The organism is Pontibacter brevis (assembly GCF_054779655.1).
On the sequence record NZ_BAAGXV010000027.1, the window covers coordinates 21472 to 34969 of the forward strand.

General features: G+C 47.4%; 14 protein-coding genes. 6 read left to right on the forward strand and 8 right to left on the reverse strand.

All coding sequences use genetic code 11. The features are described from left to right. Positions 1-108: 108 nt before the first annotated feature. A complete protein-coding gene (locus ACYVB1_RS07905) occupies positions 109-471 on the reverse strand; it encodes a hypothetical protein (RefSeq protein WP_460922454.1) in 363 nt (120 codons plus the stop codon). A gap of 96 nt (positions 472-567) precedes the next feature. Beyond that, positions 568-1338, reverse strand: coding sequence for a DUF547 domain-containing protein (locus ACYVB1_RS07910; RefSeq protein ID WP_460922456.1), 771 nt, complete (start codon positions 1336-1338; stop codon positions 568-570). 149 nt (positions 1339-1487) lie between these two features. Between ACYVB1_RS07910 and ACYVB1_RS07915 the strand changes: the two genes are divergently transcribed. Next, the gene (locus ACYVB1_RS07915) at positions 1488-1715 is read left to right on the forward strand and encodes a hypothetical protein (RefSeq protein WP_460922458.1); all 228 of its coding nucleotides are present in this window, start codon (positions 1488-1490) and stop codon (positions 1713-1715) included. Positions 1716-2027: 312 nt separating this feature from the next. Here the strand turns inward: ACYVB1_RS07915 and ACYVB1_RS07920 are convergent, their stop codons facing one another. Further along, the gene (locus tag ACYVB1_RS07920) at positions 2028-3266 is read right to left on the reverse strand and encodes a T9SS type A sorting domain-containing protein (protein WP_460922460.1); all 1239 of its coding nucleotides are present in this window, start codon (positions 3264-3266) and stop codon (positions 2028-2030) included. A 289-nt stretch (positions 3267-3555) separates the two neighbouring features. Between ACYVB1_RS07920 and ACYVB1_RS07925 the strand changes: the two genes are divergently transcribed. Both ACYVB1_RS07925 and ACYVB1_RS07930 read left to right on the forward strand, forming a co-directional pair. Continuing rightward, positions 3556-5817 (forward strand): sensor histidine kinase, encoded by a 2262-nt coding sequence (locus ACYVB1_RS07925; protein WP_460922462.1) that lies wholly within the window; start codon positions 3556-3558, stop codon positions 5815-5817. Positions 5818-5976: 159 nt separating this feature from the next. Further along, positions 5977-6678 (forward strand): response regulator transcription factor, encoded by a 702-nt coding sequence (locus ACYVB1_RS07930; protein ID WP_460922464.1) that lies wholly within the window; start codon positions 5977-5979, stop codon positions 6676-6678. A 288-nt stretch (positions 6679-6966) separates the two neighbouring features. On the opposite strand, the gene ACYVB1_RS07935 is transcribed toward ACYVB1_RS07930, so the two are convergent. Then, positions 6967-7695 (reverse strand): porin family protein, encoded by a 729-nt coding sequence (locus tag ACYVB1_RS07935; protein WP_460922466.1) that lies wholly within the window; start codon positions 7693-7695, stop codon positions 6967-6969. Positions 7696-8016: 321 nt separating this feature from the next. Further along, a complete protein-coding gene (locus ACYVB1_RS07940; RefSeq protein ID WP_460922468.1) occupies positions 8017-8667 on the reverse strand; it encodes a hypothetical protein in 651 nt (216 codons plus the stop codon). A gap of 171 nt (positions 8668-8838) precedes the next feature. On the opposite strand from ACYVB1_RS07940, the gene ACYVB1_RS07945 reads away from it, so the two are divergent. Continuing rightward, on the forward strand, positions 8839-9888 hold the full coding sequence (locus tag ACYVB1_RS07945; protein ID WP_460922470.1) for a nucleoid-associated protein: 1050 nt from the start codon (positions 8839-8841) through the stop codon (positions 9886-9888). 104 nt (positions 9889-9992) lie between these two features. Beyond that, positions 9993-10436 (forward strand): hypothetical protein, encoded by a 444-nt coding sequence (locus tag ACYVB1_RS07950; protein WP_460922472.1) that lies wholly within the window; start codon positions 9993-9995, stop codon positions 10434-10436. A gap of 151 nt (positions 10437-10587) precedes the next feature. Here the strand turns inward: ACYVB1_RS07950 and ACYVB1_RS07955 are convergent, their stop codons facing one another. Further along, complete coding sequence (locus ACYVB1_RS07955) at positions 10588-11550, reverse strand: sterol desaturase family protein (protein ID WP_460922474.1); 963 nt, start codon at positions 11548-11550, stop codon at positions 10588-10590. A 178-nt stretch (positions 11551-11728) separates the two neighbouring features. Between ACYVB1_RS07955 and ACYVB1_RS07960 the strand changes: the two genes are divergently transcribed. Further along, complete coding sequence (locus tag ACYVB1_RS07960; RefSeq protein ID WP_460922477.1) at positions 11729-11941, forward strand: hypothetical protein; 213 nt, start codon at positions 11729-11731, stop codon at positions 11939-11941. 39 nt (positions 11942-11980) lie between these two features. Here the strand turns inward: ACYVB1_RS07960 and ACYVB1_RS07965 are convergent, their stop codons facing one another. Continuing rightward, positions 11981-12547, reverse strand: coding sequence for an HD domain-containing protein (locus ACYVB1_RS07965; RefSeq protein ID WP_460922479.1), 567 nt, complete (start codon positions 12545-12547; stop codon positions 11981-11983). Between the two features lie 65 nt (positions 12548-12612). Continuing rightward, positions 12613-13458 (reverse strand): potassium channel family protein, encoded by an 846-nt coding sequence (locus ACYVB1_RS07970; protein WP_460922481.1) that lies wholly within the window; start codon positions 13456-13458, stop codon positions 12613-12615. Positions 13459-13498 lie beyond the last annotated feature (40 nt).

A 13498-nucleotide genomic window follows, 5' to 3' on the forward strand; every position in this document is an offset into this window, starting at 1 on the left:
AACCAACCACAGTAGCATAGCCAACTGAAGAGAAGGCTTGATGAGTATAAAAAAGCAGCAGGAAGAACCAATTGGTTCTTCCTGCTGCTTTTTTATACTTCATATTAATTAGCGCCGGCTGAAATCGGCATCGCTTGGTCTTTCTTCATCCTCACCAAACGGTTGATCTCCTCTCCTGATACCGTTCACGCTGTCGTCCATAGCTGTATCGCTGCCTTCAAATTCAAAACCTGGCCCCTGCGAGATAGATTCTGCGTTCTCAGCAGTATTAGCTCCGTAACCAGTTGTCTCATTACCACCTATATGCAGGTTCTCCAGTTTGTCCTTCTGCCCTGCCCGCTCTGTTTCACCGTTGGGACCTATGTTACGCTTCGCTGACGGGTCCGGATGGTTACCCATGCCCACACGGTCACGGTACTCGTTGTTGATGTTATCCTGTTCGGTATATGGTTTACTTTTTTTATCTGTCATGACTGGATTTCATTTGTTACTCCTGTGTATACGCTGTGGCCTTTTACTTGTTTGTTGTTAAATCTATATTTAACATAATTTAACAACTAATGAAAGCTACCTACTCCTGGAGTCATTCAGCGCCCATTGGTAGGTATAGTAACCCAGGCGGTAGCCTGAGGGCAAAGGACTCTGACGGTATTTGTTGATGTAAGCCGCAACAGACCGTTCCTCCTGCAGAAAGTCCTGCCCATACCACTTGAATATTTCAGAAACCAGCACCTTTTTACTGCCATGCTGTATTTTAATAAACTGGGGGCTCTGCAACGTCTGCCTTGCCTGGGCCTCCAACTGTGCTTCGACCTGTGCCGGTGTGTAAGCCTTGTTCAGAAGTGGCGGGCAGGATTTAGCGGCACACACCAAAGTAAAATGTATCCGGGCATCTTTGTATGGTAGCAACAGCTTTTGCTTTTCAAGTTCATTCAGTGTCAAACGCTCACCGGCCACGTTAAACTGTTGCTTATCAAAAAAGCCCGGCACATCCATCACTGACTTCAAGGGGTAGTGCATTAACACCTGCTGTAGCACCAGCACATTATAGGCATTGAGGTAAAAAGCCTTTCGTTCTGCGGCCGACGCATTCCTTATATTGTAGTCGGCAATTTGTTGCACCAGTCGTTGTAATGCTGCCCTATCTTCTTGCAGGCCTCTGTAATCTACCTGTCCCTCCTTTACATGCTGTTGCAGGAGTTGCGACAGGGCTGTATAAAAGGCATTTTCAGGTACAGAAGAACCTAGTGGCATCATGGAAGCCTGGGCGGCGGGTAAACTGGTTAACAGAAGAAGGCACAGGAAGAGCGAAACGCTGTGCAGGAAGTTCTTTATCATTTATCCGGGAGTTAGCTACAGGCTTTGTTTTACATTACTATAACAACAAGCATTCTGTTCTGTTATCTTTGCTGCAAAATATAGAAGGTTATGGCACCACTGTTGCTAAATAATCGTTAGGCAAAAGAACCAGTATAGAACAGCAGCATATGAAATTTACTAAAATATACGACCCCCGCGAGATGAACTCCTACCAGTTTGTGGCTGCAACAGGCTTAGTCATGACCTTGGTGGCGAACATTATCATGCTGCTGATTGGCAAAAGCATGCACAACTTTGAGGCTTTGTACCTGTGCTGGGCGGTGTTCTTCGGGCTAGGTACCATTGTGAATTTCAATAGCAACCCTGACGACCACGACCATCACCACCACCATTAGAAAAAAAACCATTGCTCCCAAAGCGATAGCAGTGCCTCTTGCGAATGCAGTATGGATGCTCTCTGCGGAATATGCCCCACTGCCTGCAGTTCTGCTTGTCTTTTATGTAGCCCTACCCCATTACCATTCTGTCCTCCTGCCCTGTAATGAGAAGGGTAGGAACCTGCACCTGACTTAATCGGAACACCACCAGCTACTGGTAAAGCATAGCACATAGGCCAGCGCTGGGACTTTGGCAATCTCTGGATAATCCGTCTGCCCGATTAGTGCACCCGGCACCTTTACCCACTCGCCGTAAGCTGACCACTGTTTCTACTGCACCAGAATCTTTTTAGTATGATATTTCCCGCCCTGCGCTATCTGGAGGTAATAAATACCACGCCCGAATGGTGTCAGGTCTATCTGGCGGCTGTACTCCCCTGCTAGTTTCTCTACGGTATCAACAAATACCTCTTCGCCCTTGCTGTCCATCACACTCACCCGGGTGGTGCCTTTGTCCTCGAGGGTGAAGTTCAGGTTGAAGCGTCCGTTGTTCGGGTTTGGGTAAAAACTGATTCGCTCTACGTCCAAGGCTTCTTTCTTCTTCATTTCCACAGCAGCGCCAGCCTCTTTTAACGCCTCTTTGTCTGCAGCGGTGATTTCCTCCACCCTGGCCTTCATAAGAATCATGATCCTGGCATCTCCATGGTCAAGTTTCAGGTGTTCTCCTTTTAACAGTACCTCGTTGCCCTTTTCGTCTACTTTGTAGACTTTCTTTTCACCTGTCTTATCCTGTACAACCTTCAACTCGATTTTAGTATCACCCACAGAAACAAGAGAATCTATGCTGATGGCAGAGTGGTTTTTACGCACGATGATACGTTCAATTTGATTTGGCTCCAACTCCGAAAAAATTTCGCCGCTCCTCCGCAGCCTGAATACGCCTGCTGAATCCACAGAAGACTCCATAACCATACTTGGTGTTATAGTACGGAACCGCACCACCTCCCCGTTCTTTTTGAACTCGGACAGCTGAGAATGTGCAGCGCTGTCCTTTTTCAGGTATATAATCCTGTCTCCTTTCGCAGCACGCAGGAGCAGTGTATCTGTTTTATGGTCTTTTACCCGGGCAACCATAGCCTCCCGGTCTGCTGCACTCCGGTTTCCGTGCATCCGGAACGCTTTCACTTTACCACCATGCAGGGCATGAAACGCAGCTGTGTCTGGTTTCAGGTGCTCCGCATCAACAACCAACTTTCTTAAGTTGGTCATGGCCACTGTTGTGTCGGGTCTTACTGAAACCGAAAGGCCGGCATTCAGCCGCCGGAGCATAGCTGTATCCACTTTCAAGCCTTTTATGGAACCAGGCAGTGCCGCATGGTCCTCTGCCTGTACCGTAGTGTCGGTTACCTGTACTTTACCGTCTACCTCTTTTATCATCTTAATGCGCAGTGTTGTCTTTTGCTCCGCCCCCGCATCCTGTGCAGCCGTGTGCTGGAGGGGGAAAAAAGTCAGTAAAAAGGCTATTGCCGCTTTTACCATGTTCAGGAGAAGAGTAGTTACAGTATCCATGCTTCTGTTCTTTAAGTTCTTGATCAAAATTACGTCCTTTAGCTTCTTCTTTTGGTTAAGGCGAAGTTAAAGTCTGTTAAAGAAAAGTTAAATTTGATATAAGCAGGCTACTAACACAGCTTACCACTTGCCTTGACAATGCCGGCTTGTATTTGTACTTTACTTCTTCTTTACCCCTTATATTCAACCACTTACCATACATATTGAAGTAAATGTTAAAGCACTGTTAAAAAGGTTAAAGAAAAGTTAAAGAAGAGCACCGGCAGTTTCAAAAACGTACATTTGTTTTGTGAGCAAGCATACTATTTTAGGCGTTATCGTGCTGATGAGCATCTCCCTGCTGGGTGTGGTAGGGCTGCAATTGTATTGGATAAACGATGCCATCAAAGTAAAGCAGGAGCAGTTTGACCGCAGTGTGAACGCTGCCCTCACAAAAGTGGTGGAAAAGCTCGAAACCCATGAAGCCGTTTCGGTGGTAGCAGGCCAGATGGCTTCTTTGAACAAACCTTCCCAAGCCACACCTTTAGACACCACTGCTACACCGGCCCCAGCAACAGAGCAAACCCGCGTACAGCCTCTTCCGGAACCTGCAAAGCAAACTGCAAAGCCTCCTGCACAAGCGCCGAAACCACAGCCTGAAGTCTTCAAAGTTCCTGTTCCTGCCCCTCACGGAAAGGCAAAGGCAACAGGAGGTGGGGTAACTTACAGTGACGCTGGTCCCATATATGGCACCGCACCTGCTGATTATATTCTTGTATCCCCAACGGGAAGTATAAAGATTCAACGCCGCCCCGAAGACCCGGTAACCAGGGAAAAGCACCTGAAAGAGCAAGCCAGAGTTATGACTACCACACGTGTTGCAGCCTCTGTACCCGCCTCCGGTTCTTACCTCAACATAGCCAGGAGTAAGCCAGATACCGTGCATCTCAGAAAAATGGTGCAGGGGAAAAAGCCTTTAACAGACACTGTGTTCCAGTGGGAGAAAGTAAAGGAATACACGAGACGGGCAGATTCAGCCGCTTTAATTTTCAGGACACAGCACAAGCAGGCTATACATATTTCTGTTGACACCTTACGTTTTCTTGCTGCTGAATTATACCGGATGAAGCAACCTGGCAGGCTACCGATAGAAATTAAACCTGCCGGTGTATCTTCTATAAATGTGCGCAACGATAGCATCTTTGTATTCCTTTCAGATACAGCGAAGCAGATCTACCTGCGCCGCCTGACTACAGCGCGCCCAGAAAATGAGGTTTCCGCCGCCACTTGGAGAGAAACCACTCCCACAAGGGTAACAGCGCCATTGAGGGGGGCTGCAGTATTGCAGGAATCCAAAGTGGCAAAGCCGATTAAGATCATAACGGAAGGAAATGCTTCTTCCAACGCAAACCCCTTGAAGGTGCCTAACGCAAAAACAAATGTCTCCGATATTGAAAAAATAGAGATAAAGAAAGACATGCTGAATGATGTAGTGCAGAAAATGGTGGTGGAGTATGCTGTAAAAGACGAACCCTTGCAGCAGCGCCTGAACCTGCATGTCCTGCAGCACCTGCTAAAGGCTGAGTTGCAACAGCAGGGCATTTCTCTTGGTTTCGGGTACTGGGTAGTTGCCGGCCAGGCCGATACAGTGGCCGCGCAGAACATTAACGCCATCAAAAACCAAAACCTGCCAAGTTACAAAGCCACTCTTTTTCCCAATGATATATTTGATAAACCGGATTACCTCGGGCTTTACTTCCCCGACAGTAAAGCCTACGCTATGAAGTCGCTCTGGGGAATGCTGGCGTTATCAGCTCTTTTCACACTCGTGATCATAGCTACGTTCGGTACCACCATCCATATCATTTACAAACAGAAGAAGCTGTCGGAGATGAAGAACGACTTCATCAACAACATGACGCATGAGTTTAAAACTCCTATCGCTACCATTTCACTGGCTACGGACTCTATTGTCAACCCGAAAGTATATGAGAACCCGGATAAGATAAAGTACTATACCCGCATTATCAGAGAAGAGAATAAACGGATGAATTCGCAGGTGGAAAATGTGCTTCAAATTGCATTGCTCGAAAAGAACGAGTTTAAGATGAACCTGCAGCCCATTGACGTGCACACACTCATTATGAAAGCAATAGAGGGGATCCGCTTACAGGTAGAGCAACGGTTGGGGCAGGTAAACGTGCAGCTGGACGCCCTGCAGCATGAGCTACAGTCTGACGAGGTACACCTCTACAACGTTATCTGTAACCTCCTCGATAACGCCAATAAGTATTCTCCTGCTTCACCAGACATCCAGCTGCGAACTAAAAACTTGAACGGCGGCATCCTGATTGCTGTAGAAGACAAAGGCATTGGCATGAGCAAGGATACGCAACAACGGGTGTTTGAGAAGTTTTACCGCGTGCCTACCGGAAACCTGCACAATGTAAAAGGCTTTGGCCTTGGCCTGAGTTATGTAAAAGCCATTGTTCAGGCGCACCACGGCGACATTAAACTAAAGAGTGAATTGGGCAAAGGCAGCAGGTTCGAGATCTTCCTGCCCTTGCGTTGATTCTGAGTGGCCGAATAACTGAATTTTGAATAAAACAGCACTCCGGTTCTGTTTTATCATAATCAGGAATCATAATTCAGCAACTCATCATTTATCCCATATTTTCATTCAGACATTCAAAACTCAGTTATTTAAAATTGCAAGACCATGGCAGAACCGGTGATAAAAGTACTCCTGGCTGAGGATGACCCTAACTTTGGCATTGTGCTGCGCGACTACCTTGAACTGCACGATTATGAAGTGACGCTCTGCAGCGATGGGTGTAAAGGTCTGACGGCCTTCCGAAAAGACACATACGATCTTTGCATACTGGATGTGATGATGCCGGAGAAAGATGGCTTCACCCTTGCCCGTGACATAAAGAAGCTAAACCCCAATGTGCCGCTCATCTTTCTGACCGCCAAAACATTGAAAGAAGATATGCTGGAGGGTTTCAAAATCGGAGCTGACGACTACGTCACCAAACCATTTGACTCGGAGGTGCTGCTGTGCAAGCTAAGGGCTATACTGAATCGTAAAGCCGGGGCTGTAGCGGTAAAACCAGAGCCGTCAGAATTTACCATTGGCCAGTATCTTTTCCAGCCAAAGCTGCGCCTCCTCATCCGGCAAGGCAAGGAGCAAAAGTTATCTCCTAAAGAAGCTGAACTGCTGCGCATGCTCTGCCAGCACCTGAACGACGTGCTCCCCCGCGAAGAAGCCCTGCACCAGATCTGGCACGAAGACAGCTACTTTACCGCCCGTAGCATGGATGTATACATCGCCAAACTCCGAAAATTTTTAAAAGAGGATACTACCGTAGAAATCATTAACATACACAGTCAGGGTTACAGGCTGTGCGTCCACAATGGAGCTTTGCTTTAAATTTTTTTCATCGAGATGCACAGTAGGTACCTCGCTCCCAAGTGACCTGATGTGGAAATATGACTTTGTTGCCTCCGGAAGCGTGGGCAGCAGCAGGCAATCGCTTACCAATGCCCTGATGCGCAATTCTTCCAAGAAATTCCCATACAAAAACCAAAGTTACTGATAGCAGGCTATAAAAGCACAGGCCCCGTCTTTTTGTGAAAGACGGGGCCTGTGCTTTTATATGAGTTTGGGCTACCGCAAAGCAGTAGCCCAATACAGTCCCAAAACACTAAACTTCATTTTTTAAAAAGTAAAACCAACAGAGGCTTTTACAACACGGTTAAAGGTATCGAAGCTACCATTGGCGTCCACGCTGTTAAGGCCGTAATCGTAACCAGCACTGAGGTTAATGCCATTCGTGAACCGGTAGCCTAAACCACCTGAAACGGCCACATCAAACTCACGGAAATTGTTCTTCACATCAAACTCCTGGTTCAGCGCCTTGATCCCTAAAGCACCTGCCTCCGTTTTTACTTTATTAGACAACAGGTATGATACCTGTGGACCGGCATAGATATGGAAACCATCACCTACATAAACTTTCGCCAGCACGGGTAAATCCAGGTACTCCGCTTTGTTCGTGACAGTGACATTCGTATTCAGGAACTCTATCTGCTCTATCGGAATGGTAGCTGTCAGCACAGTACCTTTTTGAGAATACTGCAACCCCGGTTCAATGTCAAATCCCGGTAATACCGGTATGGATACATATCCTCCTGCATGAAAGCCCTGACGCATTTGCTGTGAAACTGAACCACCCGCCATGTCAGCTAAATCCTGCACACTTTGTATGGTTTCGCCTTCCCAATCCGCAAGGTTCAAGCCTGCTCTTATTCCAAATCGCACTGCAGTTTGCTGCTTCTGTGTATTATATGGCTCTGAGGGGTTTATATAACCTGCTCTTTTTTGTGCATTTGCGTCACTTACTGCAAAGGCAAACGCAACCGCTATCAGTAAAAATATCTTTTTCATGACTGTAATCTTTTAAACTTACCCTATCTGTTTCTAAGCTGCGCTGCTTGTCTGTTCAGAATGGAATAATCGTGCCAGAAAAGTTCAAAAGATGCCATGCCTGTTTTAAATATTTTATAAACAACTCATTATCAACAACAAGAAAATAAAAATAAGCCAACTTATATTAGAAATAGCTGCAGATGATGTGAAGTATCAGGAAAAAGGTGGGAACCAACCGGCTTGCAATACACAGAAAATACACGCCTGTGAGAAAGCTTTTTGAGAAGCAGACAAACCCGAACCTCTTTAGGTTAAAACAACTTTATGACCGGCGTTTACTTAAAGCACGTCAGGCTGAGGGAAAGTCATCTTGAAATCAGGGATGCACAGCGTCGCCAGGGGCTGCAGTTGATGAACAGGAGGGAAAAAATCTGGGGCTGCGGCCACATGCCTTAAAGCGGCTAGCTGAATGTGCCCGGACGCTATGGGCCGGGTCAGCAGAAACTGTTCCTGGAACTCCTGCACAATACGTGTCAGGGGTACCATTTTATTTGAAAAAGGTACTGCCGGGCTCCAGGGCTTCACGTGTGCTGCACATATTAGCTCCCCGTTCACCTCTGTTTCATACAACCTTTCGCCATTTGGTCGCTTTATCAGGGTAAAGTCCGCCATTTCTTTTGGTATACCCCAGTTTTCTCTTCCGTTCCAGGCGCTGTCGTAACTGGAAACATATATTTTGGATACGGAAAAAGTTAGTTTGCCCTTTATAGAAAAGAAACCAGGGATGTAGAGCAGCTCAAAGTAGGCCCCCACATCTGCCGTTTTATACTCCACCAGCATCACTGCGCCTAACCAGCCTTTATATCCCTTGATTTGGAAGTCTCTCATAAACCCAAACTGCCGGTTAAACTCCTCCGGAAAGTGGTAGAGCAGCACAATGCCTTCTCCGGTTAAGGACCAGGGCGGTGGGGCAATTATGTTTGGCTCCATAGGCTCGTGTAGTTTAGTAGCGCATGCTTTTCTGCTTGTATCTTACGAAGACTTTCAGCTGAGTTATATATTTAAACTGCAACGCAAAAGAACAGTTACCTGGCTGTGCAATTTTTCCATCCACAAAAATTAAAATAGTAGCTTTGCAGCCGCAACAGAAGGATGTAAGAGATGAACGAAAAAACACAGGTACGCCTGAAGCAACTGGCCATACACCGGGTAGGTAACAAAGCAAAAGAAGAAGGTGTTGTCGCCTCGAGGGAAGCGGTAGATTTACGCGATGAACAGCTGTCTGACCTGCTCCTGAACTACTTCCTGTCACCTTTTAAGCAGGAGGAGTTTTTCCGGTTTACGCACACCTCCGACATTGCCCTGAATGAGATGTTCGCTTATTCAGCTTTGATTTTCAGTGAACCATCTAAATTCTTTGAATATTCTGTGCACATCCTCAACCACCTGTACGAGCAGTCTGACCACCCGAAGGTGAAAAGCGGCGAGCTTTACGTGGTACACTTTGCAGGCTGTGTGATGGAGGATGAGATAGTGGATGCCGTTGGCATCTTCAAATCAGAAAACAAAGACACCTTCCTGACTTTCCAGGATAACGACGATGACCTGAACGTGGACTACCACTCGGGTGTGAACCTGAAAGGTGTAGACAAAGGCTGCATGATCTTTAACATTGAAGCAGAAGACGGATTCAGGGTAAAATTAGTAGATGCCAACAGTACGGATGCTGTTTTCTGGAAAGAGGATTTCCTTAACGTAACAGAACTGAAGGACACTAACTTCAATACCAAAGCTGCCTTGAACCTGTGCAAGGACTTCTCGGAGGAAGTTTTTGCCAAAACAGAAAGTAAAAAAGCTCAGGTCGATTTTATCAGTCGCTCCGTAGATTATTTTTCCAAAAGTGAGACGTTTGACTTGGAAGAGTTTACGAGCAGTGTGATAGATGAACCGGAAACAAAAGAACGCTTCAAAGACTACAGTCAGGCTTTTGCAGAAGAGCGCGACATTGAAGGCTTCACTGACTTCGCCATAAACAAGAACACGGTGCGCAACATGAAACGCAAGTTCCGCAACTTTATTAAGCTGGATACACAGATCGAGATAAAGTTCAGCGGCTATAATCCCGAGCAAAGCGAGCAGTATGTAGAGCGAGGCTTTGATCAGGAGCGGGGCATGCACTTCTACAAAGTATACTTTCACAACGAAAGTTAACGTTAGGTGTAGAACGATAGCTCCTGCGGCTTTGTTAAAAAACTGCTTCAGGTATAAACCGGAACGAAAATTGTTCTGGACCACGAGAAGTTAAAACTGATGATATGAAGAAATTAGCCTTTGCTTTATTTTTTGCACTTGCCACCACAGCCACCTTTGCACAGGGCCAGGCTGCTCCACAACAGCAGCCTACAGCCGCACAGGCGGGTACTAAATCGCTTGAGCAGCGTGCGGATGAAATAACGGCAGGTATGGCCAAAAACCTGCGCCTTACCCCGGAACAAACACAGAAAATCAGAGCCATCAACCTCAGCAGCATGCAAAATGCGGAGGCGGCCAAAGCACGGTATCAGAAGGAGCCCCGTAAAATTGTAAAGCAGATGGATATCATCAGCCAGACAAGGCTTTCCCAGATAAAGGATGTGCTCACGCCCCTGCAGTTCCAGCAATACCAGCAGAGGAGGGAAGAGAAAATGGGGGTTCCACGCGAAGCGCAAAGCAATCCTGCCTCGCGGCAGCAGAGTCCGCTAAACCAGGAAAGTTATTAGTGTATCACACACTAATTGTGTACCGGAGGCCACTGTTGTGCCTGTTTGCTGGTAACCTACCAAACAGACCGGTGAAGATGAGTTGTTCTATGGATTTACAGAAACAGAAAAGCACGGCTGACGCCGTGCTTTTCTGTTTCTAATTTTCTCTTCAGGCCGCACCCGCGGTGCCATTTGGCCTGTAGATAGCTTTTTCATCTTCTTTTTCACTTATTATCTCCTGCTCTGGCTGTGCCAGCATGCTCATTTGCTGGTGCTCTGTTATAATGGTTCCGGGAGGGCTGAAAAGCATACGGAACACCTCTTTCAATGATTTGGTATGCTTCAGGTCTTTCACAAGATCTACCCATTCATGAAATACAAGGTATACAGGGTTAAACGATTTCACAGGTTTGGTCAGGCCATAAATTGGCTTCTTTTCTTCCGGCACAAAGGTTCCGAACATCCTGTCCCAAATAATGAAGGTAGAGCCGTAGTTCTTGTCTATGTATTCCGGATTAGAGCCATGGTGAGCCCGGTGGTGCGATGGGGTGACAAAGATGTACTCGATAGGTGCCGGCAGCTTTTTTACCAGCTCCGTGTGCACAAAGAACTGGTACAGCACCGCCACCTGGTGGCAGATATAAAACGTGAACGGGTCGATACCTAAAAACGGCACTGGAACAAAAAAGATAAACTTGATATGCTGTGTCCAGCTGGTGCGGAAAGAAACCGAGAAGTTCATTCTTTCTGAAGAGTGGTGGGTAACATGCGTTGCCCACCAGAAGCGCTGCTCATGCGCAATGCGGTGAGCCCAGTAACGGCAAAAGTCCACGGCTACAAAGCAGACGATGAAGCCCCACCATTCTCTTGGCATAGCCCAGGGCACCATGTTATACACCACCAGTGCTACACCAAAGAGCCACACTTTTAGCAGCCCGCTCAGGACGGTATTGACAGCACCTATGGTTAACGCTGAAAAAAACTCTGTTTTATGGTAATAGTTACGCTTTTTATAGACACCTACAAGCCACTCTGCCACCACCGACAGCACAATAACAGGAATGGCATAGTGCATAATGGTTAGATCATCGAGTTGCTGAAGCTCATCAAACGTAAATATCTGTTTCTCCATAGAGTGTTTCTGCGAATAGGTACCTTCATTTCAACGGTCAAAAGAACAAAGGGTTAAGCAGGAACGGGTACAGGCGGGGCTATAGGGCAGTAAAAGAAAGAAAACAGAAAAGCTTAATATCTGTGTAACAGGAACAAAGCCTTTACCGCATTCACCCAAAGTTAAAGGCTTCGTACATTTGCAGAAAAATTACTCTACCATGCGCATCAGAAAGAAAGTAAAGGCTCCGGCACCCACAGCAGGAACCCGGTTTGCAGCGTTGGACACGTTTGTGAAAGCCGCCGAGAAAGAGAACTGGACCGAACAGGAAATTCAGTTTGTTATAAACGAAATAGTGGAAGCCCAGAGCGATAAAGAGGGGCTGGAGATATTGCAGGATTATATGCTGTAAAATAACAGGAGCAGCTATTATTGTAGCTGCTCCTGTTATTTAGCCTTGCGTGCTGCTGGGTTGGGGCTGCAAAGAGAGCTCCTCCTGGTGTTGCTGTAGCACCTGGATAATGAAGCTGATATGCTCGGTCAGGTCTACTCCAAACAACTCCGCCCCTTTACGTACTTCTTCGCGGTCTACGGAGGCGGCAAAACTTTTCTGCTTCAGCTTCTTTATCACCGATTTCGCCTCCAGCCCCTGCAACCGATCAGGTCTTACCTGTGCACAGGCTACTACAAAACCCGTAATCTCGTCGCACGCAATCAAGGCCTTGTCCAGTACAGTATCGTAGCTCACGCCCCAGTGCGTGTAGTGTGCTGAAATGGCATGCGCTATTTCCTCTTCTCCACGCTCCCGCAGCAGGCTGACAATTACGTTAGGGTGTTGCTCCGGGTAAGCTTCATAATCGGCATCATGCAGCAGACCAGTAATGGCCCATTTGCCCTGCTCCTCTCCTATTTTTGTGGCATAAGCCTGCATCACCAGCTCCACAGTGCGGGCGTGGCGCAGGAGGCTTTCGCTGGTCGTCATGCTGTTCAGTATTTCTACGGCTTCTTCGTGTGTCATGCTTTGGGATATTCATTGTTAAACAGCCGAAAATACACAATCTTCTAAAGCCGTCAAATTTGCAGTTACACTTCTGGTGGGGTATTGTGTTGTTCCGGAGGCCTGCCCTGCTGTTGGTGCATTACTGCCTGCAGTTCCTCCCGCAGCAGCCGTATTTCCTGGTGCAATGCCTTTACCTGCCTTGCCCCTACTACCTCTGCCTCCTCGCTGCCAGCATCCCTGTCTATGAAGAAAGTGGCCAGGGTAGCTGTAAAGTACCCGAACACCGCAAAGCCATACATGGCCAGCAACAGGCAGAGCACCCGTCCTTCCGGTGTTATGGGAAAATAATCGCTGCCGATAGACGTCAGCAGCATCACCGTCCACCAGACAGCCTCTCCATAGGTTTTCAGCCCGTGCTCGCTCTCGAAGGCATACATGCCTGCCGCACCCGCAGTTACCACTACCAGGGTAAGGGTTGCCACATAGCCGAAGGCGCGGCGTTTCATAGCCTTGCCCAGGCTGCGCATGCCCCTGTTAATAGAACCCACCACTTTTACCAGCCGCAGCCCCCGCGTAGCCCGCACCGTGCTGATGAGCCTGAAGGCCCGTGTAATACGAAACAGGCGCAATGCAGGCACTGCCAGCGAAACAGTAGTGAGCACATTGTGGCGCAGAAAAAGCAATTTGTGAGGCGCCAGGATAAACTTAAGGGCGAAGTCCAGGATAAATAAAACCCAGATAATATTGCTGATAAGCTGCAGCACAGGGCTTAAGCCCCATATAAACTCTACCACCAGCAGCACCAGCCAGATAAATCCGAGCACCACCATTGGCAGTTCAAGTGCATCCTGCAGTCTGTTCAGCAGCTCATATCGCTCCTTCTCCAACTCCTGCTTTGCAGCACCATTTTGCTTGTTGTCTTTCGCCATACCTTCACATTACGCATCCCTTGTGATGAGAACAATGCTG